Consider the following 23,611-nt stretch of genomic DNA (forward strand, 5'->3'; position numbering starts at 1 on the left):
ACAGGAATGCGCGGCACCACTGGCGCCGCGCGCGCAAATAGGGTAAAAGTTCGGCCATGAAAATACCAAATCGAATCCAGCCCCTGGTGGACGACGGCCTCGTCGACGAGGTCATCAGCCGGCTGATGAGCGGCAAAGAGGCCGACGTCTATGTGGTGCGCTGCGGCGAGGACATTCGCTGCGCCAAAGTCTACAAGGAGGCGGCCAAACGCAGCTTCAAACAGGCCGTGGTCTATCAGGAGGGGCGCAAGGTGCGCAACAGCCGCAGCCAGCGTGCCATGGAGAAGGGCTCGCGCTACGGCCGCCGCCAGCATGAAGAGGTGTGGCAGAACACAGAGGTGGACGCCCTGTTCAAGCTGGCCGCCGCCGGCGTGCGGGTGCCCACCCCCTATGTCTGCCTCGATGGCGTGCTGCTGATGGAGCTCATCACCGACGGGGAGGGCAATGTGGCCCCCCGCCTCAACGACGTGGCTCTGAGCCCGGAGCAGGCGCGGGCGGATCACGACAAGGTGATAGGCTACGTGGTGCGCATGCTGTGTGCCGGTCTCATCCACGGGGATCTATCCGAGTTCAACGTGCTGGTGGACGAGCAGGGACCCGTCATCATCGACCTGCCCCAGGTGGTCGATGCCGCCGCCAACAACCAGGCCAGGGCCATGCTGGTGCGCGATGTGGAGAACATGCGCAACTACTACGGCATGTATGCCCCCGATCTGCTGGCGACCCGCTACGCCCAGGAGATGTGGGCCCTGTACGAGGAGGGGGAGCTGACCCCGGAGACCCGCCTCAGCGGCCAGTTCACCGAGAGCACGGCCACCATCGATCTCGACGGTGTGCTGCAGGAGATAGAGAGCGCCGAGGAAGAGGTGATGGCGCGCCGGGCCCGGGCCCGCGCCGAGCAGGAAGATCAGTACTGATCCCCGTGATATGCCATGAGACAGGGCGCCTTCGGGCGCCCTGTCTGTTTTTGCTCTTCGCCCCCGGCCCGGGGCTCAGAGCCCGGCCAGGGGCGGGGCCGAGAGCCTGGGCCCCTGATAGCCGACCACGTCACCAAAGCGTGGCGCCCCCGACTGCCAATCTTCGGCGGCGTGGCGGATGGCCTCCTTGTCGAAGCTCACGAAGTTCCACCAGATCTGCAGGGGCCTTGGCAGGGGCTCACCGCCGATGACCAGCAGGCGTGCCCCCGCCTGCAGGGTGAGGGTCAGCTCCCGGTTGCCCGGCGCCAGGTAGGCGAGCTGTTCGGCAGCCAGGGGCTGGTCGGCCAGGGTCACCTCACCGGCCAGGGCAAACAGGCCGTGCTCGAACTCGGGGGCCAGGGGCAGGGTCAGGGTGCAGTCACGCTCGGCCAGCAGATCCAGCCCCAGTATGGGGGCGAAGCTGAGGGTCGGCGCCTGCCTGTCCTGATGCTGGCCGATCAGCAGGGTGAAGGTGATCCCCTGTTGCTGCCAGCGGGGCAGCTCAGGGTAGTGATCGAAACGGGGGCGAGTCCCTTGCTGGGCCTCGGGCAGGGCTATCCAGAGCTGGGCCGCATGGACGCTCGGGTGGCCCGTCACCGACTCCTCGGTGTGGGCGATGCCCTGACCTGCGGTCATCAGGTTGACCTGGCCCGGGCGGATCACCTGCTCGCTGCCCAGGCTGTCGCGGTGCAATATCTCCCCCTCCAGCATCCAGGTGAAGGTCTGCAGACCTATGTGGGGGTGGGGTCCCACGTCCAGCCCAGGCTCCCCCGGGGCGAAGCGGGCCGGGCCTATGTGATCGAGGAAGCACCAGGGCCCTATGGTGCGTCGCTCCTTGACCGGCAGGGCGCGGGCGACCGGGATGCCGCCCACGTCCGTGGTGCGCGAGTCGATGAGTTGCAACTTGTCTGTCATGGCTCTCTCCTTGACCCCTGGGGTCACCTGGTTAACGGCGCCGGATCACCGGCATGTTCATCATGTGGGCAGGACGATTGACCGGCATGGTCACCGGACGGGGCGCGGGCCGGCTGGCGGGGGGCGTGACGGCGCGCCCTGCGTCCCGACCGTCGAGATGGATGCGTCGCGCCGCCTCGTTGGCCTCTGACAGGGAGAGGCGCGGGCTCGCCGCCGGACTCAGATGGCGCAGCACCTGCTGGCGTTCACGCAGCCCCTCTTTCTGCTCCGGGCTCAGGGCATTCCAGCGGGCGGAGAAGTCGCCGCGCAGCGCCTCTATGTCCGGCTGGTCCGTCCCTTGGTGCCACTGCTCGAACCTGTTCTTGATGTCATCGCGCCTGCCCTGGTCGAGATCCTGCCACCAGTGGCGGATCAGCTCGTCGAACTCGCCATCGCTGTTGCAACACCAGGGATAGTAGCGATCCCAATAGTAGAAATAGTCGTCATACCACCAGGGGTAGGGCGCGGCGCCATAACCACTGCCATAACCCATGCCGGCGGACACGCTGGAAGAGGCGGTGCTGCAACCGCCAAGGCCGAGGGCGGCCAGGGCGAGGATCAGGGTCAGACGCATGGCGACTCCTTGTCGGGGTGAGGGCGACACCGTCACCACTATAGGGCAAATCGCCGCCGAGGCCAGCCCCGGCTGACCCCGGTGCGCCCCAGGATTGCTCGCAAACACTGTATGAACGTACAATAGGCCATCCTCAACCGCTGCCAGACGCCCGTGCCATGACCCCGACCCCAGCGCCCACCGACGGCTTTATCCTGACCCGCCACAGCCGGGATGTACGCGGCCGCAACGGGGAGAGCGGCACCGAGATCCTGCTGTGGCTCTGGAGCGCGCAGGGACCGGTGCGGCTGGTGGTGAGGGGCCAGGAGCCCCTCTTCTTCCTGCCCCTGGCCCACATGGAGGAGGCGGCCGCCCTGTTCAAGGGGGCCGGGGTGCGCGGCCGCTTTCGCCGCCTGCCCCTGCACACCTTCGACGACAGGGCCGTGGTGGCCTGCTATTTCACCACCCTGAGCGCCTATCACCGGGCGATAGAGCTGCTGCTGATCCGCGGCCTGGAACACTTCGAGGCGGATATCCGCCTGCCCGAGCGCTTCCTGATGGAGCGCTTCATCACCGCCGGGCTGCGCTTTGACGGTCAGGCCGTCAGACGGGGCGACCACTGGCAGGTGAACGAGGCGCGCTGCGCGCCCCAGGCGGTGACGCCGACCCTCTCCTGGGTCTCCCTGGACGTGGAGTGCGCCATGGACGGCGCCCTCTTCAGTGTCGGCCTCTTCAGCGAGCAGGATGCGCGGGTCATCATGATAGGGGAGGCGCCCCCGGGGGCCGAGGGGTGGGAGACCCGGGTGCAATGGGTGGCGGACGAGCCCGCCTTGCTGGCGGCCCTCGAGGCCTGGTTCCAGCGCCAGGATCCGGATCTGGTGCTCGGCTGGAACGTGGTCAATTTCGACTTTCGCCTGCTGCTGCGCCGGGCCGAGCTGTACAAGCGGCGGCTGCGCCTCGGCCGTGGCCGGGAGCTGGCGTTCTGGCGCGCCTCCCGCAGCGATCCCCAGAGCGGCAGCGTCATCCTGCCGGGGCGCATGGTGCTGGACGGCATAGATACCCTCAAGAGCGCCACCTGGCAGTTTGCCAGCTACAGCCTGGATGCGGTGGCGAGCGAGCTGCTCGGTCGCGGCAAGGACATAGAGGACGTGGCGAACCGGGGGGAGAAGATCACCGAGCTGTTTCACTCCGACAAGGAGGCCCTGGCCCGCTACAACCTGGAAGATTGCAAGCTGGTGTGGGAGATAGTCGATCACTGCGCCCTGATCCCCTTCGCCATCGAGCGGGCCAACCTCACCGGCCTGGAGCTGGACAGGGTCGGCGGCTCGGTGGCGGCCTTCACCAACCTCTATCTGCCACGGCTCCACCGCGGCGGCTATGTGGCTCCCAACCTGCCTGCCGATGGCGGCCTGGCGAGCCCGGGAGGCTATGTGATGGACTCCAGGCCCGGCCTCTATCGTCAGGTGCTGGTGCTCGACTTCAAGAGCCTCTACCCCAGCATCATCCGCACCTTCTGCATCGATCCCATGGGGCTGGTGGAGGGACTCAAGGCTCCCGATGACGCCATCCCCGGCTTTCGTGGCGCCCTCTTCTCCCGGGACAAGCACTTCCTGCCCGGGCTTATCGCCACCCTGTGGGCGGCGCGGGACAGGGCGAAGGCCGCCCGCAACCAGCCGCTCTCCCAGGCCATCAAGATCATCATGAACTCCTTCTACGGGGTGCTGGGCTCGGGGGGTTGCCGTTTCTACGATCCCAGGCTAGCGTCATCCATCACCCTGCGCGGCCACAGCATCATGCAGCAGACCCGGGAGTGGATAGAGGCGCGGGGCTACCAGGTCATCTACGGCGACACGGACTCCACCTTCGTCCACCTGCCAGACGAGATGAGCCCGGCCCAGGCGGACGAGGTAGGCAAGGCGCTCGCCCGGGAGATCAATGAACGCTGGACCCGGCTGGTCGAGGCCGAGTTCGGCCTGCCGAGCTATCTGGAGATAGAGTACGAGACCCACTATCGCCGCTTCCTGATGCCCACCATCCGGGGGCTGGAGAAGGGCAGCAAGAAGCGTTACGCCGGTCTGGTGGGGCAGGGGGAGTCGGAGCACCTGGTGTTCAAGGGGCTGGAGACGGTGCGCACCGACTGGACCATGCTGGCCAAGCAGTTCCAGACCCGGCTCTACGAGCTGGTGTTCCACGATGAAGATCCCTGCGACTATGTGCGCACCATGGTGGACGAGACCCGCGCCGGTGGCCACGACCAGCTGCTGGTCTACCGCAAGCGGCTGCGCCAGAAGCTGGAGGAGTACCAGAAAAATGTGCCGCCCCATGTGCGGGCCGCGCGTCTCGCGGACGAGGAAAACCTGCGCCGCGGGCTGCCCCAGCGCTACCAGCACAGGGGCACCATCAGCTACCTGATGACCCTGGCGGGGCCCGAGCCGGTGGAATACCGACGCAGCGCCATCGATTACGAGCACTACATCGACAAGCAGCTCAGGCCCATCGCCGACGCCATACTGCCCTTCATCGGCGAGTCCTTCGAGCGGATCTGCGGCCGCCAGCTGGATCTCTTCTAAGGCCCATGTGCCATCCTTGATCTGCCTGTTCTTACCATCTCAGCGGCGCGATGCGATCGCCCCGCGAGCGGGTCATCAGTCCCGCCCGGATGGGGCGCAATGGCAAAGAAGCGGCAAAGAGGGCTGCCGGCAATGGCAGCTGACACATCAAACAATGCAGGAGGCCCCATGGCCCTATCCCTTCGTCTGGCGACCCTGGCGGTCGCCGTCATGCTCGGCGGTGCGGCCTGGGCATATCCCCTCAAACCCGGCCTGTGGGAAATGCAGACCAGAATGGAGGCGGATGACGGCGCGCTGGCGCAGGCCATGGCCGCCATGGAGAAACAGCTGGCGGCCCTGCCCGAGGGGCAGCGCAAGATGATGGAAGAGATGCTGGCCAAGCAGGGGGTTGGCATCACGGGCCTGGGGGCGGACGGGGTGCGGATGCGCCACTGCCTCAGCCCGCAGATGGTGGCCGAAGAGAAGCTGCCCTTCGAGCGCCAGGGGGAGGGATGCGAGCGAACCCTGGTCTCGCGCAGCGACAGCCAGATCCGTTTCACCCTCAGCTGCCGCGAGCCACCCGCCAGAGGGGAGGGGGAGGTGCATTTCGTCAACCCCGGCGCCTACACCAGCCGCTTTACCCTGGAGATGGAATACGAGGGCAGGCAGGAGCGGATCCAGGGCAGCAGCGAGAGCCGCTGGCTGGGGGATGAGTGTGGCGACATCAAGCCGCTGGAGTAGATCATGAGACGAGGGGAGGCGCCATGGCCAGGTTGACGGCGCTGGACAACGCCATGGGGGATCTCTTCTCCCGGGAAGAGGAGCCCGCCCGCTGGCTCGCCCCCGGCGCCTTGCATCTGCCGGGCGGGGTGGCGCGCCTCGGCCCGGGTTTGCGCTGGTTGCATGCCTGGATCCACGCCGTGAGCGCCCAGGCGCCCTTTCGCCATATGCAGACCCCGGGAGGCCAGACCATGTCGGTGGCCATGACCAATGCCGGCCCCTTTGGCTGGGTGTCGGACAGGCAGGGCTATCGCTACAGCCCCCTGGATCCCCTCAGCCACGCCCCTTGGCCCCCGCTGCCGGCTGAGCTGCTTGAACTGGCTCGCCGCGGGGCCGAGGCGGCCGGGTTTGCCGGTTTCGTGCCCGATGCCTGCCTCATCAATCGCTACGAGCCCGGGGCCCGCATGTCCCTGCATCAGGACAGGGATGAGGCGGACTTGCGCCACCTCATCGTCTCCCTCTCCCTGGGGCTGGGGGCCGAGTTTCTGCTGGGGGGCCTCAGTCGGCGGGATCCGGTGCAGCGCTTGATCCTGCGCGGCGGCGATCTGCTGGTGCTGGGGGGCGAGGCGCGCCTGCGTTTTCACGGGGTGGCGCCCCTCAAGGCGGGGGCGGAGGGGGAGGTGCGTTTCAACCTCACCCTGAGGCGGGCGGCGCCCTGAGCAGAGGGCTCAGCGGGCGCCAGCAAGCCGCGGACAATAAAAAACCCTCCGCAGGGTAATGCCGATCAGTTAAGGATCCATTGACCGATCCTCCTGATGTGTAAAAATCCGAAACCTATTGATTTGGTTTCGGATTTTTTATGCGTATCGAACAGGCTCTCGACTTCCTCCACGCCAGCAATATGGCCCAGTTTGAGTCACTCTCTGACCTCATTCCCCCCGCGCTCATCACCTCCCTGCTCGGCGAAGAGGGCGTCGCCACTCTGCGCCGTCGCCGCATGCCCATGGAACGTCTGGTCTGGGCCATCATCGGCATGGCCATCTTCCGCAACGTCCCCATGACCCAGCTGGTCAATCAACTCGATATCCTGCTGCCCGGCGACCGCCCCTTCGTCGCCCCCAGCGCCTTCCTGCAAGCTCGCCAAAAGCTCGGCCACAAGAGCATTGCGCGGCTGTTTCACGAGACTGCCACAGGTTGGCACCTGCAGGCCAATCATCCCGGTTGGGCCGGGCTGCAACTGCTTGCCGTCGATGGCGTGATGTGGCGCACGCCCGATACTCCGGACAATGCCGCCGCCTTTGCCAAGCCCGGCACCCAGCATGGCGAGACCGCCTATCCCCAGGTGCGCATGCTCTGTCAGATGGAGCTGACCAGCCATCTGCTGGTTCAGGCCGTGATGGAGAGTTGTGCCGTCAACGAGATGGTGCTGGCCGAGCAGCTCATCGAGCGCACACCGGACCACTCGCTGACCCTGTTCGACAAAGGCTTTTACTCCCTTGGCCTGCTCCACGCCTGGCACACCACCGGCAGTGAGCGGCACTGGCTGCTGCCGCTCAAGAAGGGCACCCAATACGAGGTGGTGCGCAAGCTGGGGCGCCAGGATGCGCTGGTGCAGCTCAAGACCAGTCCGCAGGCGAGGAAGAAGTGGCCGCAGTTGCCAGAGGCAATAGAAGCCCGCTTGCTGACGCGCACTATCAACGGCAAGGAGCGCCAAGTGCTGACCTCGATGGTCGACCCGATGCGCTTCCCGGGGGCTGACATCGTGGAGCTGTATGGCCATCGCTGGGAAATCGAGCTGGGGTATCGGGAGATGAAACACAGCCTGCAGCAGCACAGACTGACCCTGCGCAGCAAGAAGGCGACGGGGATACGGCAAGAGCTGTGGGGCGTGCTGCTGGCCTATAACCTGCTGCGTAGCCAGATGGTGAAGATGGCGGCGAGCCTGAAGGGATACACGGCGAGTCAGCTGAGTTTTCACATGGCGTCGGTGTACCTCATCCATGAACTGAGCTGCATGCCGTATGTGTCACCGGGGAATATCCCAGGGCGGGTGGCGGAGCTGGAGAAGCAGGCGGGGCAGTTTGTGCTGCCGGCACGAAGAGAGCGAAGTTACCCCCGCTGCGTGAAGCCAAGACCACAGAAGTACAGTGTGAAAAAAGCCAATAAAAACAATGCCAGTCAGCCTTAACTGACTGGCATTACCCTCCGCAGGGAGGGTTTTTTCATGGCAAGGGGGATCAGAACAGGGTGGAGGAGAGGTCGTACAGCTCCTGGTTGAAGGGGCGCTGCAGGTTCTCGATGCAGTCGATGATGTCGTGGTGCACCATCTGGTTGTTCTGGATGCCGACGCAGCGGCCACCGTGGCCGGCCAGCAGCTGCTCGACCGCGTAGGCACCCATGCGGCTGGACATGATGCGGTCACGGGCACTGGGCGAACCGCCGCGCTGGATGTGACCGAGGATGGTGGCGCGGGTGTCGCGACCGGTGCGCTCCTCGATGTCCCTGGCCAGGGCGTTGACGTCGGTGACGTGCTCGCAGATGGCGACGATGGCGTGACGCTTGCCCTTGGCCTCACCCTCTTCGATCTGGCGGATCAAGGCTTCCTTGTCGAAGGCCACTTCCGGCACGATCACGTACTCGGCGCCGCCGGCGACCGCGGCAGACATGGCCAGATCGCCGCAGTGGCGGCCCATGACCTCGACCACCGAGATGCGGTGGTGGGAGCTGCAGGTGTCGCGCAGGCGGTCGATGGCGTCCACCACCACGTTCAGGGCGGTGTCAAAGCCGATGGTAAAATCGGTACCGGCGATGTCGTTGTCGATGGTGCCCGGCAGGCCGATGCAGGGGAAACCCTCTTCGGTCAGCTTCTTGGCACCCATGTAGGAGCCGTCACCGCCGATCACCACCAGGGCATCGATGCCGTGTTTTTTCAGGTTCTCGATCGCCTCGGCGCGCACCTTGGGATCCTTGAACTCGGGGAAACGGGCAGAGCCGAGGAAGGTGCCGCCGCGGTTCACCACGTCGGAGACGCTGTGACGCTCGAGCTTGGCGATCTTGTTCTGATGCAGACCCAGGTAGCCATCCTTGATGCCATAGACTTCCAGGCCGTAATGCAGGCCGGCGCGCACCACGGCGCGGATGGCTGCGTTCATACCCGGCGCATCGCCACCACTGGTCAATACACCAATACGTTTGATTTTTTTGGTCATGAGTGCCTCTGGATCTCAAGTTGTCGAATAGGTAAGCCAGTTCTTACTATATCGGCTTTCGTATCGGCTGACGCCATACGAAAGCCGGTAACGGAGGGGGCGTGGGGCCCCCTCCTGGCTCATTACTGGGCGGCGCCAGCGATGATCTGGGAGAAGTCGTCCACTTTCAGGGACGCACCACCCACCAGGCCACCGTCGATGTCCGGCTGACCGAACAGATCGGCTGCGGTCGCGCCAGTGACGGAACCACCGTACAGGATCTGTACCTTGGCAGCTACGGCGGCGTCGAAACCGGCCAGGTACTGACGGATGTGAGCATGAACGGATTGCGCGATCTCCGGGGTGGCAGTCTTGCCGGTGCCGATGGCCCATACCGGCTCGTAAGCCACCACGGCGTTCTCGAAGGAGGCGATGCCGCAACGGTCGATGACGGCCTTGAGTTGGGTCTCAACCACGTTCTTGGTCACGCCGGCTTCGAACTGCTCCAGGGTCTCACCGATGCACAGAACCGGCACCAGGCCGCCTTTCTGGATGGCTTCGTACTTGGCAGCCACCACGTCGTCGGTCTCTGCGTGCAGGGTACGACGCTCGCTGTGGCCGACCAGGGAGTAGGTGCAACCGAAGGCTTTGAGCATGGAGGGGGCGTTCTCGCCGGTGAAGGCGCCGGACTCGTGAACGTCGGCGTTCTGGGCACCGTAAGCAATCTTGCTGCCAGCGGTCAGCTGTTCAACCAGACCCAAAAAGATAACCGGCGGGCAGACGGCCACTTGCACGGAAGGATGAGCGGCAGCGGCCGGGGTCAGTCCTTTGATCAGAGCTTCGACGGAAGCTTTGGTGCCGTTCAGTTTCCAGTTACCCATTACCAGGTGCTGTCTCATCTTCTATATCTCCTAGGCATTTGATTGCGCAACATTATATGAATTGAACCGAGCCCAAGATAGCTGACCCGGCGGCAAATGACGTAATTTTTTTTCGCTTTCCTGATCCAAATCAGGAATGCAAGGCGCGATTGCTCACTCGGTGACCTGCCCACGCAAACGGGCCCACCATACCCCAATCCACTCGTGAATGGCAGCCTCGGAATACATCAGGTAACGCCCCTTGGGCAGGTAGCTGTAGAGGGGCTGCGCCACCTGACTCTGCTTGGCGGTGTAGTCTGTGGGGGCCGGCACCGCATCGAGTCCCTGACTGCGATAGAGGGCCATGGCCCTGGGCAAATGGGTGGCCGAACTCACCAGTGCCACCCGCTTGCCCTTGAGGTGGGCGCTGATGCTGACCGCCTCGTCATGGGTGTCTTTGTTGTTTTCAAACAACGTCATTCGAGATCTGTCTACCCCTAAGCTCTGCGCCATGCGGGCGTTGACCTCGGCATTGGACAGCGGATCCCCGGCCACGGCGCCGGAGAAGACCAGCTCGGCCTGCGGATAGGCCAGGGCCAGGCGCACCCCTTCCAGCGTTCTCGCGAGGGAGATGTTGTTCTGCCAGCTGCGTTCGGGCACCGCAGGATCGCTCACATGGCCGTTGCCGAGCACCACTATGGCCTGGATGTCCGGATGCTGGCTCACCTCGAAGGGGGGATAGCTCTGCTCCAGGCTGCGGGCCAGCTCATAGCTCACCGGCCGCGTCCCCATCAGGGCGATGATCACCAAGGAGAGGGTCGCAAGCAGCCTGCCGCTTTTTTGAAAGCGGGTGAACCAGAGCAGCACGAGCGCCAGCAGCAACAAGGAGAGAGAGAAGGGCAGTGGCATCAGCAGCTGGCCCAGCCATTTCTTGATGACAAAGAAGTTGAGCTCGAACACGACAGACACGTCCTTGAGTTTTCAGCAAATTCGGGATGTGACAGAATACCCCTCTTTTTTCCTGTGGCCCAATCCTGTGTGGTTCCTCCTGCGGCCCTCATGGCGGGGCGGTCGAAGATGAGTGTGTCTTGAAGCAAGATCAGAGTTTTGACGGGCGCGCGGACAAGTTCGCTCGCAACATTTACGACTCCACCAAGGGGCGCATTCGCACCACCATTGTCTGGGGCGACATCGAAGCCTGCCTGGCGCGCCTGGGCAACCGGCCCCTTCGCATCCTGGATGCCGGCGGCGGCTTTGGCTACTTCGCCCAGAAACTGGCGGCCATGGGCCATCAGGTGGAGCTGTGCGATTTGTCGGCAGAGATGCTGGATCTGGCCCGGGAGCAGATCGCCCAGAAGGGGCTGGAAGACAGAATTCGTCTCATCCATTGCCCCATTCAGGATCTCAAGCACCAGGTGACCGGCACCTTCGATCTGGTGCTCTGTCACGCGGTACTGGAGTGGCTCGCCGAGCCGCGCCAGACCTTGCTGGGTCTGTTCCCTTTCGTCAAGGCAGGGGGCATACTGTCGCTGCTTTTTTACAATCGTCACGGCCTCCTGTTCCAGAGCCTGGTGGTGGGCAATTTCGACTATGTGCGCCTGGGCCTTCGCAAGAAACGCCAGACCGCCCTGACCCCCACCAATCCCCAGTTGCCGGAGCAGGTCTATGACTGGATAGGCCGGGGGGGATTGCGGATCATCGGCAAGACCGGGGTGCGCGTCATCCACGACTACATGCGCCACAAGCAGGATCAGGTCGAGAAGTTCGAGGACCTGCTGGCCATGGAGCAGCACTATTGCCGCCAGGAGCCCTTTGTTTCCCTGGGGCGCTACATCCATGTGATGGCCCAGAAACCGGCCGGTTGAGACACACAGACGTGAATGCGATGCGGGATCCAGCCGCCGGGGCGCCACCGCCCCCGGCCCATATCACCACGGCGGGCGAAGATCTGCCGACTATAACAACGAGATGATAACGTCATGATGAGTACATCCCGTACCCTGCCAGAGACGGTGGGATGGGTCAGACAGGAGGGGTTGGCGCTGAACCTTCCCACCGACAGGCTGGCCTTTCTGATAGCAGTCAAGACGCTGTCCGAGGACGAGTCTGATCTCTCGGAGGCCGCGCTGCACGACGCCTTTGGCTATGTGAGCAGTGCCTTCGGCCAGATGGACGAGACCCTCACCGGTCGCGCCAACAACGCCATCAACGATCTCGTCCGCCAGCAGCTGCTGTCGCGTTTTACCACCGACATGGTGGCCGGCGAAAGCCTCTACCGCCTGTCGCGCCTTGGCATGAGCATCGTCGACTTCTTCATGGATCAGCGCCAGGTGGACTCCATCAAGCTCTCCATCCTGCTCGAGCACCTGGCCGCCGAGCTCGACACCGCCCGCAAGGCGGCGCTCGAGACCAACACCCGGGAGCAGTGGGACGCCGAGGTGCTGCCGCGCCTCTCCTTCTCCCTGGAAGAGACGCTCGGGCGCATCGATCTCACCCAGCGCGCCATGGACGAGCAGCAGAATCAGGTCAAGAGCGAGATCGCGGCTCTGCTGACCCAGAACTGGGTCGATGCCATCCACAGCTGCGAGAAGCTCCTGCACGAGACAGGCCAGACCCTGCGCGAATTGCAGGACACCCTGGACGCCGCCGGCCACCGCCTGCAGGCGGGGCTGCTCAACATTCAGGAGGCGGCCCAGGGGCGTGAGGATCTGTTCCACGTGGAGGAGCTAACCCACGCCCTGCAGGGGCGTCTGGACGTCATCACCGCCTGGGGCCAGCAGTGCATCGAGCTCTGGTCCCGCTACGACAGGCACGTCCACAAGTTCATCCGCAACGCCATCGACATGGACAAGAACCGCGCCTTCAGCCAGCGGCTGCGGGAATCCATCCGCAACTTCGAGCAGCATAACTGGCTGCTTCGAGTGGCCGAGGAGCCCCGCCTGCTGGAGCTGCGGGATGAAACCATCGCCATCCACGACGAGGAGGTGACCGGCGAGGTGCCCCTCGAGATGGAGTACGTGGAGATGGTGGACATCAACCAGGAGCTGGCGGAGCGCATCGAGCGCTATCTGGCCCGCTACCCCGAGCAGGGCCATCAGCTGGATCTTGCCGACGTGCTGCGGGAATACCTGCTGGACTACCCGGCCCATGCCCACTTCGACGTGGCGCGCCTCCTGATCGATCAGGCCGTGCGTCTCGGCCATGCCAGCGGTGAGCGCGAGCACCACCGCCAACCCGCATGGAAACCCATCAACCAAGCTGGATCCAAGGTTCAGGCCTATGTCATCGATCAATACTGAATTCCCCTTGCCCCTGCGTCTCGCAGAGGCCATCGCCAACCCCTTGTTTCCGCGCATCGATACCGCCCTGCGCTCGGGGCGTCACATCAGTGCCGACGAGTTCGAGCAGCACTCGGCCCTGGTGGAGTTCCATGGCGAGCTCGAGATCTTCTACGGCCGCTATCAGGTGGAACTCATCAAGGCGCCGGAGGGCTTCTTCTACCTGCGCCCGCGCCCCAGCGCCGACATCGGCACAACAGTTTTATCCGAGCTCGACATGCTGGTGGGCAAAGTGCTCTGCTACCTGTTCCTGAGCCCGGACCGTCTCGCCTCTGAAGGGGTGTTCGCCATGGGCGAGCTGCAAGAAGAGGTGCTGGGTCTGGCGGACGAGAAGCAACTGCTGCGCATGGTCAACAGTCGCTCCGGCGGCACGGATCTGGACAAGAAGAAACTCCTCGAGAAGATCCGCACCTCCATGCGTCGCCTCAAGCGCCTCGGGATGATCACCGCCCTTGGCAACAGCGACAAATTCCGGGTCAACGAATCCGTGTTCCGTTTTGCCGCCGACGTGCGCTCCGACGAGGATCCCCGCGCCGTGCAACTGCGGATGATCCAGGAAGGGGAGGCCATCTTCCACGACGACGAGATGCCGAGCAGCGATTCGCTGTTTGACGACATCGAGGGAGATTTGGATGAAGAGCAGCTGGAGCTGGAGGTGGAAGATGATCTGCAACGTTAATGTGCCGGCACTTATGGTGTCTGCCGGTTTGATGGAGAGTGCGGCGTGAGAGGCAAATTCAAATCCCTGACCATGGTCAACTGGAACGGCTTCTTCGCCCGCACCTTCGATCTCGACCAGCTGGTCACCACATTGTCCGGCGGCAACGGCGCGGGCAAGTCCACCACCATGGCGGCCTTTATCGCGGCCCTGATCCCGGATCAGTCCCTGCTGCATTTTCGCAACACCACGGAAGCGGGCTCCAGCAGCGCCTCCCGTGACAAGGGGCTCTACGGCAAGCTGCAGCGCGGTCACTGCTATTCGCTGCTGGAGGTGATGAACAGCCGCGAGCAGCGGATCTGGGTCGGCGTTCACCTGGAGCAGGTCGCCAACCGGGACAACAAGGTCAACATCACCCCCTTTGCCCTGGTGGACGTGCCTGAGCAGCTGCAACCCACGGATCTGCTGCTGGAGAAGCTCGATGACGGCAAGGGCCGGGTGCGCGCCTTCGCCGATCTGAAGGGGGCGGCAGCGGAGCTCGGCGCCATCAAGGTCGCCAAGTTCAATACGGTGACCGACTATCACAACTTCATGTTCGAGTTCGGCATCACCCCGAAGAAGCTGAGGGATCAAAAAGATCGCGGCAAGTTCTATCGCCTGATCGAGGCCTCCCTCTACGGCGGCATCTCCTCATCCATCAGCCGCTCCTTGCGGGAATACCTGCTGCCGGAGAACTCCGGGGTGCGCAAGGCGTTCCAGGACATGGAGGCGGCCATCTACGAGAACCGCCGCACCCTGGAGGCCATCAAGGAGACCCAGGGACAGCGGGATCTGTTCAAGAACCTGATCACCGAGACCACCCACTACGTGGCGGCGGAGTATGTGCGGGGCGCCGCCGAGAAGAGCCGGCTCTCCGAGCTGGCCCTGAAGGCGCGCGCTGAGCTCGCCGGCAAACGCCGTCTGCTGGCCGAGGAGAAACAGCGCGCCATCTATCTGGCCGACGAGGTGGATCAGCTCACCAACCGCGAGAAGCTGCTGACCGACGAGCTGGAATCTGCCGCCGAGTACCTCTCGAAGGTGATGGCGGCCGTCAGTTTGCAAAAGAAGATTGCCCTCTATCGCGCCGATCTGGCGGAGCTCAACGACAAGCTGGAGCAGCAGCAGGCAGTGGTGGAAGAGATCCACGGCCAGCTGCTGGAGGTGGAAGAGCGCAAGGAGCTGGCCCAGGCAGAAGTAGACAGCCTCAAGACCCAGCTTGCCGACTACCAGCAGGCGCTGGATATCCAGCAGACCCGCGCCATCCAGTACCGCCAGGCGGTGCAGGCGCTGGAGGCTGCCCGCGAGCAGTGCGAGCTGCCGGGGCTGACTGCCGAACAGGCAAGCGACACCCTGCATCAGTTCCGTAGCGCAGAGCAGAGTCTCACCAGCCGGGTGCTGGGGGCCGAGCAGCAGTTGGCGCTGGCGAAAGCCGCGGTGGCCGAACACGAAGCGGCCCTGGCGCTGCTGCTCAGCATCGCCCCCGAGACCGCCCGCGAGGCCGCTTGGCCCACGGCGCAGGCGCTGCTCAAGCGTCACATCGAAGACAAAGCCCGCATTGCGCAGGGGCAGGGGCTGCGCGCCGCCCTGGCTCGCCTCGAGAAAGAGAGCGAAAGCCAGAAAAATCTCTTCAAGCTGCGTGACGAGCTGCAGCAGGCCTCTGGCCAGCTTATTGCCAGCCAGGACGAGCTGGAGTTGTTTCTGGAAGCCCAGCGCACCCGTCAGGAGGAGCTCTCCGAGCAGCAGGCGGAGGCGAACCAGCGCCGCGCCAGCCTGGAGCATCAGGGCACCCAGCTGGGTCGCGATATCGCGGAGCTGACCAAGCTGGCGCCGCGCTGGTTGAAATCCTTCGAGAAGCTCGAGCAGCTGCGCGAGCAGAGTGGCTTGGCCTTGGCCACCGCCGAAGAACTTTCTTCCGGCATGCAGAGCGTGCTCGACAAGGAGCGGGAGTTCGAGCAGGAGAGCAACCGCATTCAGGGCCAGAAACAGGCCCTGGAGCTGCAAATTCGCAACCTGCAGCTGGGGGCCGGCGAGGCGGATCCGCGCCTGGCCCGCATCGCCGAGCAGGTGGGTGGGGTGCTGCTCTCCGATGTCTACGACGACATCTCCATCGATGATGCCCCTTACTACTCGGCGCTCTACGGCCCGGCTCGCAGCGCCCTGGTGGTGCTCGACCTCGAAGGTGCCATCGAGCGGCTGAAAAAGCTGGAAGATTGCCCGGAAGATATCTACCTCATCCAGGGCAACCCCGACTCCTTTGACGAGGATCTGGTGGAAGCGGACGAGCTGGGGGACGCCGTGCTGGTGCGCACCAGCAAGCGTCAGGTGCGCTTCTCTCGCTACCCCGAGCTGCCGCTCTTTGGCCGCGCCGCCCGGGAAAAACGCATCGAGCAGCTCGATCTCGAGCGGGAAAATCTTATCGAGGGCTACGCCAAGGCCGCCTTCGAGCAGCAGAAGTATCACCGCCTCTACGGCCATTTTCGCGACTTTATCGGCCAGCATCTGGATATCGCCTTCCGCCCGGACCCCGAAGCCGAAGTGCAGGCCAAACAGCACGAGCAGCGTAAGCTGCAAGAAACCATAGCCGAGTGCGACAAGCAGCTGAGTGAGGCCAAGGCGGCCGCCGCCCAGCTGACCCGATATATCCAGCTGGTGCAGGGGATGCTGCCCTTTGCTCACCTGTTTGCCGAGACAGACCTGGCGGCCCGCCTCGAGGCGGCCCACGCCGACGTGGAGGCCCTTAAAACAGCCGAAGCCTTTATCGCCAAACACGGCAAGTCGCTGGAAAAACTCGAGACCCAGGTGCAGGTGCTGCGTCAGGATCCCCAGGATCTCGCCGCCCTGCAGGCGGCTTTTGACGAGGCGAGCGACTTGCTGGCCGAGCAGAAGCGCCGTTGCTACGCGCTGGATCAGCTGGTGGCCCGTCTGCCGCACTTTTCCTATCAGGATGCGCAAGACCTGCTCGGCAAGGCCTCGGAGATGAGCGAGCGACTCAAAGAGAAGCTCAAGGCGGCGGAGCTTGCCGCCCGCACCGCCGGTGAACAGCACAAGCAGATTGCCCAGCGCCACACCGAAGCGTTGCAACTGCGCACCGCGCTCGATTCCAGCGCCTCGGCCAAGGGCCAGACCCTGGCGGAGTTCGAGCAGGAGCTGGGGGCCATGGGGCTCACCCTGTCGGACGACATGGAGGAGAAATCCCGCGCCCACAAGAAGGAGATCGAAGAGCTGCTGACTCGTACCCGCAGCCGACGCAGCCAAGCAGAGCAGCAGTTGGGCTTCAGTAAGAAGGACATCGAGAGTCTTATCGAACGTCTCAAGCTGGAGGGCAAGGATTACTTCGGTGCCCGCAAATCCCTGGTGGGCCACAAGGCGAACTGGTCTCGGGTAGTGCGGCTGGCGCGGGAGACAGACGTCGAGAAGCGCCTCAACAAGCGCGAGCTGGCCTATCTAAACAGCGACGAGCTGCGCTCCATGTCGGACAAGGCCCTCGGCGCCCTGCGGGTGGCGGTGGCCCACGACGAGGCCCTGCGCGATGCGCTGCGCCTCTCTGAAGGCAACCGCAGCACGGAGCAGAAGGTCGCCTTCTACGTGCAGGTCTACCGTTACCTCAAAGATCGCATCCGCAACGACATCATCCGCTCGGACGATCCTGTGGAGGCCATCGAGGAGATGGAGATCGAGCTGGCGCGCCTTGCCGACGAGCTCAAGCAGCGGGAGAACCACCTGTCCCTCTCCTCCCACGAGGTGGCGGCCAAGATAACGAACATCATACGCCGTGAGCAGAACCGCATCCGGGTGCTCAACCAGGGCCTGCAGAACATCGCCTTCGGTCTGGTGCGCGGGGTGCGCCTCAACGTCAACATCCGCGAGGCCCACACCCGTCTCTTGACCGCGCTCGCCGATCAGAGCGCCATGCACAACGATCTGTTCGCCGACAAGGAGCTCAGCTTCTCCGAGGCCATGGCCAAGCTGTTCCAGCGCCTGAACCCGCAGATAGAGCAGGGGGAGCGCAACTATCAGGTGATGGGGGATGTGCTGCTGGACTATCGCAACTACCTGGAGCTCGAAATCGAGGTGCAACGTGGTGCCGATGGCTGGCTTCGGGCCGAGAGCGGCGCCCTCTCCACCGGCGAGGCGATAGGCACAGGTCAGGCCATCCTGCTGATGGTGCTGATCAGCTGGGAGGAGGAGTCCCGCCGTCTGCGCGGCAAGGATATCGCTCCCTGCCGTCTCTTGTTCCTCGACGAAGCGGCGCGCCTGGATGGCAAGTCCATCGCCACCCTGTTCGAGTTGTGCGAGCGCCAGGACATGCAGCTGCTCATCGCGGCGCCGGAGAACATCAGCCCCGAGAAGGGCACCACCTACAAGCTCATCCGCAAGGTGCAGGGCAAGCACGAGCACGTGCACGTGGTGGGGCTGCGGGGCTTCGGTTTCGCCGATGACAAGCTGATCGCCTGACCTCTTCCCCTGACAGGGGCTGACGGGTGAACACACAAACGGGAGGCTTGGGCCTCCCGTTTTCCATGGGAAATATGAGAGAGTAGGCGCCTGTTCGCGGGATCCAGACTGGCGATGCAGGGTAACGGCCAGGGCGCATCAACCTGACATCGCATCGAGGGAATAAAGCATGACGTGGAAATTACAAAAAGGGCTGCTGGCCTCCCTGTGCCTGCTGCTCGCGGCCTGCAGCAGCCAACCTGATGCGGGCAGTGCTGGCAACTTGCGGGGTTATACCCAGACTGGGCTGGCCTCCTACTATGCCGATCGCTACCACAACAAGCGCACCGCAAGCGGCGAGCTCTACCAGAAGAGCGCCAACACCGCCGCCCATATGACGCTGCCCTTCGGCGCCATGGTGCGGGTGACCAACCTTGCCAACGGCAAGAGCGTGGTGGTGCGGGTCAATGACAGGGGCAACTTCGCCAGAGGCCGGATCATCGATCTCTCAAGGGCGGCCTTCAGCAGCATAGGCAACACCCGATCCGGTCTTATCAAGGTCAAGGTCGAGGTGTTGTAGGGGCCGTTATCGGGTCTGCCACAGGTAGGCGTCACCCATTGCACGGCGCAAGTTGTCATGCTGGCCATGCGGGGGCATGCTTCGAATCGGCCGGGGTGTCTGCGAAGCCAAGCAAGAAGGGTTCACCAGGGGAAAGGTCTTCACCCATGGGGCCAACGTGATGGACCGGCCTCACTCTCACCGGCTTAACCAGGAATGATCCTTTCCTCTTTCAGCCTGTCAAACAGCTGGATAAATGAATCGAGCGTGCTGCAATAGCCCGTAAATCCCGCTCGGCGACTTTTGCTCATGTCGGTGAATACCTCCATGGGTCGCCCCAGGTCCGCATCGGTATGCCACCAGGAGACCAGCTTGTTGATATCCGGCTCCCGGAGCCGATGCTGGCTGGCAATCTCTGCCCAGGCTTCCTGCGCACCTTGCATCCGGCTCTCCAGCGGCATCATAGGGTCCATGCCCCCCTGGGATTCGATGCCAAAATACGCTGCCAAGCGAGGCCACAGCCAGCTCCAACGGAAAACATCGCCGTTGGCAATGTTGAAATCCTCGTTCGCTGCTGCCGGGCTGCCTGCCGCCCAAGCCAACTGCTCGGCCAAGAGAGTGGCACTGGTCACGTCGGACACGCCATGCCATTGCGCGCGAGAGCCAGGAAACATAAAGGGCCACCCTTTCTCGCGGCACAGGGTGGCGTACACCGCCAGCGTCTGCCCCATGTTCATCGCGTTGCCCAATGCGTAGCCGATGATGGTGTGCGGGCGATGTACGCTCCAGCGATAGCCATATTTTTCTGCGCCGGAAAACAGCTCGTCTTCCTGTGCATAATAGAAATTCTCGACTGGCTGGCGGCCCTGCTCCTCCCGAAAAGGGGTGACCGGCACAGTCCCTTTGCCATACGCATCAAAGGGGCCAAGATAATGCTTCAGGCCGGTTACCAGCGAGACGTGAGCATTCGCGAGTCTGTCGCCAAGGGCCTCGATGACATTCCTGATCATCTCGCCGTTGACCCGAATGTTTTCGCTCTCCGTCTCCTGACGGGCCCAGACGCTAAAGAACAGGGCGTCCGGCGTGATCGTTTTCAACACCTCGTTCACGGCGGCGGCATCCGTCAGATCCGCCAGCAGAGTGGCGCAGCCATCTGGCGCGTCTGTGCGCCCTCGGGACAAGCCAGACACGGCCCAACCCTCATCCATCAGTTTCTCTGCCAGTGCACGTCCGATGACCCCACTCACACCGACAATCAACGCTGTCTTCTGCATATTCGTTTCCTCAGGTTGGCGTAGTGATTAGACTAATAAAGAATTTAAATCTCATCTCTGGCATTAATTCACATGATTCATAACCTGAGTTCATCAATAAGTGCATGATCAACGACTGAAAGACATCATCCCCTTCGTCACGAGCGTCGAGAGGGGCAGTTTTACCGCCGCCTCGGAGCACCTCCATGTGACGGGCTCCGCTATCAGCAAGAGCGTCAGTCGGCTGGAGGCAAGACTGGGTTCACTCTTGCTGGAACGAACCACGCGGCGTTTGACCCTGACCGATGCCGGACATGCGTACTACCAGACGTGCATACGCATCCTGGAAGAACTGGCCGAGGCGGAATCCGTGCTGGCCGCGCACCGCACCATCCCTTCCGGGCGTTTACGTCTGGCATTGCCAAGCACCTATGGGCGTTTGTGTGTCATGCCACACTTGCTCCCTTTCTGCCAACAGCACCCCGAGGTCGCGTTAAGCCTGACGTTTTCAGACCGCTTTGTTGACTTGTTTGAAGAGGGGATTGATGTCGCCGTGCGGATCGGTGACACGGGGGATCTGCCCGCATCCCTTGGTTGTCGCCACCTTGGCCGTGAGAGCATGGTGTTCTGTGCGTCCCCCGCTTACCTTGCCAGAGAAGGCAAGCCACAGAGTGTGGAGGCGCTGCTGCAACACAGGGCCATCCTCTACGAGCGCGTTGATGGCACCACTAAACCCTGGCAATTCATGGCTGAAGATGGCCATTCAAACTGGCGTTCTGTGCCCTATCGCGTCTCCCTGGGGGATGTGGATGCGCAGGTGCAGGCAGTGCGCGCCGGCCTGGGGGTGGCGCAGATGCCGACTTGGTTGATACATGAACCACTGAAGTGCGGTGAACTCGAGATTATTTTACCCGAGTTGCAACCCGCGGGCCTGGCATTGACGCTCGTCTGGCCACGGCGCAAACAACGGCTACCCAAGGTGGATGCGCTGTTGGCCGTGCTGGGTGAGCTGAACATTTCTGAATCCTTGATCTGAACGCCCCAGGCCGGATCGCCAACAAGCGCCTATGGCTAGGTGTGATGTGAGGTGTTTGGGCAAGAGGACGGTGCGCTATCCGCAGGCGTCTGACGGGCGAGGGCAGCATCATGCTCTCTTCAGCGCAGCGGCGTTCAGTCGCGGCAGCCTTGCCTGATATAAGGCTCTGCCATTGTGGATGGCTGCCATGAGAGGACAGGCACTTTCCTGCGTGTTGATGATGTGACTGTGGAGAAGTCGGGATGAAGAGAGAGTCGGACAAGATAGTGTCGATCGCCGTGCTCAAGGCCAAAGCCGGCATGAGAGAGCGCCTGCGCCACGAGTTGCTCGCGCTGATAGCGTCCACCCGCCGGGAGCCCGGCAACCTCGATGATGTGCTGTTCGAGCTCAAAGACGAACCCGGCACCTTCTACATGCGGGAAACCTTCGTCAATCAGGCCGCCCTGGATGCCCACTGCGCGACGGATTATTTCCAAGGCTTCGCCCGCCAGGCGGACGACTTGCTGGCATAGCCCCTGCGACGGGTCTTCATGGAGGAAGTGAGCCCGCTATCGGCCAGGGGGCAGGGCTGAGAGCCTGCCCGTTCGTTTGCCCCATGTTCCCGAACGGTGCGGCTTCGCTATGATTGAGACGGCGCAGTGACAGAGCCTGAGGGCAGGGCATGCAGACCCTGGCAGTCACTAGCCACAAGTGACACGGGGCCGATAGTCGGCCGTCATGGGAGGCGTCATGAAGAGAACCCTGATCCTGGTGCGTCACGGCAAGTCGAGCTGGGAAGAGCAGGGGCTGCCTGACAGGGCGCGGCCGCTCGCCGAGCGGGGCCTGCGCGACGCGCCCCTGATGGGCGCCCGGCTGGCGCACGATAAGGTGAGGCCCGATCTCATACTATCGAGCCCCGCCTGCCGGGCCTTGTCGACGGCCCATATCATGGCCGAGGTGCTCGGTTACCCGCCAGGGGAGATAGTCACGGACGAGCGGCTCTATGGCAGCGATGCCGGGGCCCTGCTGGCGGTGATGGGTGAGCTGGGTGACGGGTTCAGGTGCGTCATGCTCTTCGGTCACGATCCCGAGTTCACCGAGCTTGCCCACCGCTTTTCCGGCAAGATCACCCGGATGCCGACCTGCGCCGTCGCCCGCTTCACTTTTAATGCTCCCTCCTGGTCGGTTGCCGTGTCGCAACCGCCGCTGACGGCCGTGTTCGACTATCCGAAAAAGGGGTAGAGCACAGGGCTGTCGCTCAACGGGGGCAAGGAGGCGTGGGCGCCTGACATGCTAGAGATGAGCGAAATGCACCATGGCATTGGTTCCCAGGCAGGTGCGCCCTCTGCGCTGATGGAGGTCTTTCGCCGAGCAGACATAGCCGATGCCCTGCTCGGAATCGTTTGCATGGGGATATCCAAGGGGTTAATTTTCCAGCTGAAGAGCGTATTTCCGAAAGCGGGTTTTCATCTACGTCTGTTGCAACTGGGCGGTAAATAATTTATTAACCACCCTTTTAATCCATTACCCAGGTTACGTCGATCATTCATCAGCCTCTGGGACAGCGCGCATCCTGCTTGCCGACCGACAAGAAAATACGCCATGGTCAATGTGACTGTCGTGCCGAGAGGCATAATTAAACAATTTCGCCTCTCTATTAATAGTCGCCGATAAATTCCTTGCATGCGGAGGGTGCTTGGCAGGATAATTTTTTGCTCGACGTTTTTTATTATAAATATTCAGCAGGGGATAATATGAATATATTTGAACAGACAGACCCTTCGCGCAGGCGATATGGGTTGGCGGCCTTTATTGGATTGGTGGCAGGGATTGTCTCTGCTTTTGTAAAGTGGGGGGCTGAACATGTGTTGCCTCCTCGCAGCCCAAGCGACCTATTCAATGCAGCATGTTCGCCTGAGTCATTGCTCCGGGCCGCAGATCAGATCGATTGTTCCAGAAACTTTCTCAACCCTCCTTACGTATTTCTACGGGACTGGTTGGGGGTGATTGATCCTAATGAAGCGATTTACACCTTTGCCGGGCATGCCTTCAACTGGGTGGGTGTGACGCACATCGTTTTCTCGATTGTGTTTGCGGTAGGTTACTGTGTGGTGGCTGAACAGTTTCCAAAAGTCAAGCTGTGGCAAGGTCTGTTGGCCGGGGCCTTGGCTCAACTGTTTGTCCACATGATCTCGTTCCCGCTGATGGGACTGACGCCACCCCTCGTCGATCTGCCTTGGTACGAGCATGTCTCGGAGATTGCCGGTCACCTGGTGTGGTTCTGGTCCATCGAGATCATTCGTCGTGACTTGCGCAGCCGGATCACCAATGAACCCGATCCCGAGTTCCCGCTTAAATAATCCTTCCCGGTCTCCTGCACAGGGCAGGAAACCATAGGGATATCTGCACAGGACCCGAGGGGCCGCTTATTATGCGCGGCCGTCAGGGTCCTGTTTAATGTGTGTGGTCAGGCTGACCATCACATTAAACAGTGTTCAAGACTGACGGTTTTTTGAGGCCTCTCAGGCGCGGCTC

The 23,611-nt window shown here is 62.8% G+C and carries 21 protein-coding genes; 15 read left to right on the forward strand and 6 right to left on the reverse strand.

Features of this window, described 5'->3' with window-relative positions; all coding sequences use genetic code 11:
• Positions 1–56 precede the first annotated feature (56 nt).
• A complete protein-coding gene (locus ACW5W4_RS00265; RefSeq protein WP_456687995.1) occupies positions 57–917 on the forward strand; it encodes a PA4780 family RIO1-like protein kinase in 861 nt (286 codons plus the stop codon).
• 75 nt (positions 918–992) lie between these two features.
• Here the strand turns inward: ACW5W4_RS00265 and ACW5W4_RS00270 are convergent, their stop codons facing one another.
• Together ACW5W4_RS00270 and ACW5W4_RS00275 are read right to left on the reverse strand one after the other, a co-directional pair.
• Positions 993–1,871: a pirin family protein gene (locus ACW5W4_RS00270; protein ID WP_456687996.1), complete on the reverse strand. Its 879-nt coding sequence runs from the start codon at positions 1,869–1,871 to the stop codon at positions 993–995.
• 31 nt (positions 1,872–1,902) lie between these two features.
• Complete coding sequence (locus tag ACW5W4_RS00275; protein ID WP_456687997.1) at positions 1,903–2,484, reverse strand: hypothetical protein; 582 nt, start codon at positions 2,482–2,484, stop codon at positions 1,903–1,905.
• Positions 2,485–2,642: 158 nt separating this feature from the next.
• Here ACW5W4_RS00275 and ACW5W4_RS00280 point away from each other — a divergent pair, with 158 nt between their 5' ends.
• From ACW5W4_RS00280 to ACW5W4_RS00295, 4 genes are all read left to right on the forward strand, one after another.
• On the forward strand, positions 2,643–5,033 hold the full coding sequence (locus ACW5W4_RS00280) for a DNA polymerase II (RefSeq protein ID WP_456687998.1): 2,391 nt from the start codon (positions 2,643–2,645) through the stop codon (positions 5,031–5,033).
• 168 nt (positions 5,034–5,201) lie between these two features.
• Complete coding sequence (locus tag ACW5W4_RS00285) at positions 5,202–5,753, forward strand: DUF3617 domain-containing protein (protein ID WP_456687999.1); 552 nt, start codon at positions 5,202–5,204, stop codon at positions 5,751–5,753.
• A gap of 23 nt (positions 5,754–5,776) precedes the next feature.
• Entirely contained in the window at positions 5,777–6,451 is a 675-nt protein-coding gene (gene alkB, locus ACW5W4_RS00290) for a DNA oxidative demethylase AlkB (RefSeq protein WP_456688000.1), read from the forward strand.
• A 140-nt stretch (positions 6,452–6,591) separates the two neighbouring features.
• The gene (locus tag ACW5W4_RS00295) at positions 6,592–7,920 is read left to right on the forward strand and encodes an IS4-like element ISAeme12 family transposase (protein ID WP_456688001.1); all 1,329 of its coding nucleotides are present in this window, start codon (positions 6,592–6,594) and stop codon (positions 7,918–7,920) included.
• 49 nt (positions 7,921–7,969) lie between these two features.
• Here the strand turns inward: ACW5W4_RS00295 and pfkA are convergent, their stop codons facing one another.
• From pfkA to elyC, 3 genes are all read right to left on the reverse strand, one after another.
• On the reverse strand, positions 7,970–8,941 hold the full coding sequence (pfkA, locus tag ACW5W4_RS00300; protein ID WP_427261719.1) for a 6-phosphofructokinase: 972 nt from the start codon (positions 8,939–8,941) through the stop codon (positions 7,970–7,972).
• 122 nt (positions 8,942–9,063) lie between these two features.
• The gene (tpiA, locus tag ACW5W4_RS00305; protein ID WP_111911896.1) at positions 9,064–9,819 is read right to left on the reverse strand and encodes a triose-phosphate isomerase; all 756 of its coding nucleotides are present in this window, start codon (positions 9,817–9,819) and stop codon (positions 9,064–9,066) included.
• A gap of 135 nt (positions 9,820–9,954) precedes the next feature.
• The gene (elyC, locus tag ACW5W4_RS00310; protein ID WP_456688002.1) at positions 9,955–10,740 is read right to left on the reverse strand and encodes an envelope biogenesis factor ElyC; all 786 of its coding nucleotides are present in this window, start codon (positions 10,738–10,740) and stop codon (positions 9,955–9,957) included.
• A gap of 128 nt (positions 10,741–10,868) precedes the next feature.
• Between elyC and cmoM the strand changes: the two genes are divergently transcribed.
• The 5 genes from cmoM to ACW5W4_RS00335 all read left to right on the forward strand — a co-directional run bounded on the left by cmoM (position 10,869) and on the right by ACW5W4_RS00335 (position 18,829).
• Complete coding sequence (cmoM, locus tag ACW5W4_RS00315; RefSeq protein ID WP_456688003.1) at positions 10,869–11,645, forward strand: tRNA uridine 5-oxyacetic acid(34) methyltransferase CmoM; 777 nt, start codon at positions 10,869–10,871, stop codon at positions 11,643–11,645.
• A 114-nt stretch (positions 11,646–11,759) separates the two neighbouring features.
• Complete coding sequence (gene mukF / locus ACW5W4_RS00320; protein WP_456688004.1) at positions 11,760–13,079, forward strand: chromosome partition protein MukF; 1,320 nt, start codon at positions 11,760–11,762, stop codon at positions 13,077–13,079.
• Complete coding sequence (gene mukE, locus ACW5W4_RS00325) at positions 13,060–13,797, forward strand: chromosome partition protein MukE (RefSeq protein WP_456688005.1); 738 nt, start codon at positions 13,060–13,062, stop codon at positions 13,795–13,797. The genes mukF and mukE overlap by 20 nt, the downstream gene beginning before the upstream one ends.
• A gap of 45 nt (positions 13,798–13,842) precedes the next feature.
• Positions 13,843–18,270, forward strand: a complete 4,428-nt coding sequence (gene mukB, locus ACW5W4_RS00330; protein WP_456688006.1) for a chromosome partition protein MukB — start codon at positions 13,843–13,845, stop codon at positions 18,268–18,270.
• Positions 18,271–18,439: 169 nt separating this feature from the next.
• On the forward strand, positions 18,440–18,829 hold the full coding sequence (locus tag ACW5W4_RS00335) for a septal ring lytic transglycosylase RlpA family protein (RefSeq protein WP_456688007.1): 390 nt from the start codon (positions 18,440–18,442) through the stop codon (positions 18,827–18,829).
• 185 nt (positions 18,830–19,014) lie between these two features.
• Here the strand turns inward: ACW5W4_RS00335 and ACW5W4_RS00340 are convergent, their stop codons facing one another.
• Positions 19,015–20,082: an SDR family oxidoreductase gene (locus ACW5W4_RS00340; RefSeq protein WP_456688008.1), complete on the reverse strand. Its 1,068-nt coding sequence runs from the start codon at positions 20,080–20,082 to the stop codon at positions 19,015–19,017.
• Between the two features lie 100 nt (positions 20,083–20,182).
• Here ACW5W4_RS00340 and ACW5W4_RS00345 point away from each other — a divergent pair, with 100 nt between their 5' ends.
• The 5 genes from ACW5W4_RS00345 (at position 20,183) to ACW5W4_RS00365 (ending at position 23,436) form a co-directional block, all read left to right on the forward strand.
• On the forward strand, positions 20,183–21,097 hold the full coding sequence (locus ACW5W4_RS00345; protein WP_456688009.1) for a LysR family transcriptional regulator: 915 nt from the start codon (positions 20,183–20,185) through the stop codon (positions 21,095–21,097).
• 242 nt (positions 21,098–21,339) lie between these two features.
• Positions 21,340–21,609, forward strand: a complete 270-nt coding sequence (locus ACW5W4_RS00350; protein ID WP_456688010.1) for a putative quinol monooxygenase — start codon at positions 21,340–21,342, stop codon at positions 21,607–21,609.
• Between the two features lie 217 nt (positions 21,610–21,826).
• Positions 21,827–22,318, forward strand: coding sequence for a SixA phosphatase family protein (locus tag ACW5W4_RS00355; RefSeq protein ID WP_456688011.1), 492 nt, complete (start codon positions 21,827–21,829; stop codon positions 22,316–22,318).
• 48 nt (positions 22,319–22,366) lie between these two features.
• A complete protein-coding gene (locus ACW5W4_RS00360; RefSeq protein WP_456688012.1) occupies positions 22,367–22,576 on the forward strand; it encodes a hypothetical protein in 210 nt (69 codons plus the stop codon).
• Between the two features lie 254 nt (positions 22,577–22,830).
• Positions 22,831–23,436 carry a YagU family protein gene (locus ACW5W4_RS00365; RefSeq protein WP_456688013.1) on the forward strand — a complete coding sequence of 202 codons (606 nt, stop codon included), beginning with the start codon at positions 22,831–22,833 and terminating at the stop codon, positions 23,434–23,436.
• Positions 23,437–23,611: the final 175 nt, after the last annotated feature.

Source organism: Aeromonas crassostreae (assembly GCF_054052445.1).

What these genes read in the sequence shown, in the direction of transcription:
- ACW5W4_RS00265 (WP_456687995.1), top strand. Translation starts at nt 57, where the DNA reads ATGAAAATACCAAATCGAATCCAGCCCCTGGTGGACGACGGCCTCGTC.
- ACW5W4_RS00270 (WP_456687996.1), bottom strand. Translation starts at nt 1,871, where the DNA reads ATGACAGACAAGTTGCAACTCATCGACTCGCGCACCACGGACGTGGGC.
- ACW5W4_RS00275 (WP_456687997.1), bottom strand. Translation starts at nt 2,484, where the DNA reads ATGCGTCTGACCCTGATCCTCGCCCTGGCCGCCCTCGGCCTTGGCGGT.
- ACW5W4_RS00280 (WP_456687998.1), top strand. Translation starts at nt 2,643, where the DNA reads ATGACCCCGACCCCAGCGCCCACCGACGGCTTTATCCTGACCCGCCAC.
- ACW5W4_RS00285 (WP_456687999.1), top strand. Translation starts at nt 5,202, where the DNA reads ATGGCCCTATCCCTTCGTCTGGCGACCCTGGCGGTCGCCGTCATGCTC.
- alkB (WP_456688000.1), top strand. Translation starts at nt 5,777, where the DNA reads ATGGCCAGGTTGACGGCGCTGGACAACGCCATGGGGGATCTCTTCTCC.
- ACW5W4_RS00295 (WP_456688001.1), top strand. Translation starts at nt 6,592, where the DNA reads ATGCGTATCGAACAGGCTCTCGACTTCCTCCACGCCAGCAATATGGCC.
- pfkA (WP_427261719.1), bottom strand. Translation starts at nt 8,941, where the DNA reads ATGACCAAAAAAATCAAACGTATTGGTGTATTGACCAGTGGTGGCGAT.
- tpiA (WP_111911896.1), bottom strand. Translation starts at nt 9,819, where the DNA reads ATGAGACAGCACCTGGTAATGGGTAACTGGAAACTGAACGGCACCAAA.
- mukF (WP_456688004.1), top strand. Translation starts at nt 11,760, where the DNA reads ATGATGAGTACATCCCGTACCCTGCCAGAGACGGTGGGATGGGTCAGA.
- mukE (WP_456688005.1), top strand. Translation starts at nt 13,060, where the DNA reads ATGTCATCGATCAATACTGAATTCCCCTTGCCCCTGCGTCTCGCAGAG.
- ACW5W4_RS00335 (WP_456688007.1), top strand. Translation starts at nt 18,440, where the DNA reads ATGACGTGGAAATTACAAAAAGGGCTGCTGGCCTCCCTGTGCCTGCTG.
- ACW5W4_RS00340 (WP_456688008.1), bottom strand. Translation starts at nt 20,082, where the DNA reads ATGCAGAAGACAGCGTTGATTGTCGGTGTGAGTGGGGTCATCGGACGT.
- ACW5W4_RS00350 (WP_456688010.1), top strand. Translation starts at nt 21,340, where the DNA reads ATGAAGAGAGAGTCGGACAAGATAGTGTCGATCGCCGTGCTCAAGGCC.
- ACW5W4_RS00355 (WP_456688011.1), top strand. Translation starts at nt 21,827, where the DNA reads ATGAAGAGAACCCTGATCCTGGTGCGTCACGGCAAGTCGAGCTGGGAA.
- ACW5W4_RS00360 (WP_456688012.1), top strand. Translation starts at nt 22,367, where the DNA reads ATGCTAGAGATGAGCGAAATGCACCATGGCATTGGTTCCCAGGCAGGT.
- ACW5W4_RS00365 (WP_456688013.1), top strand. Translation starts at nt 22,831, where the DNA reads ATGAATATATTTGAACAGACAGACCCTTCGCGCAGGCGATATGGGTTG.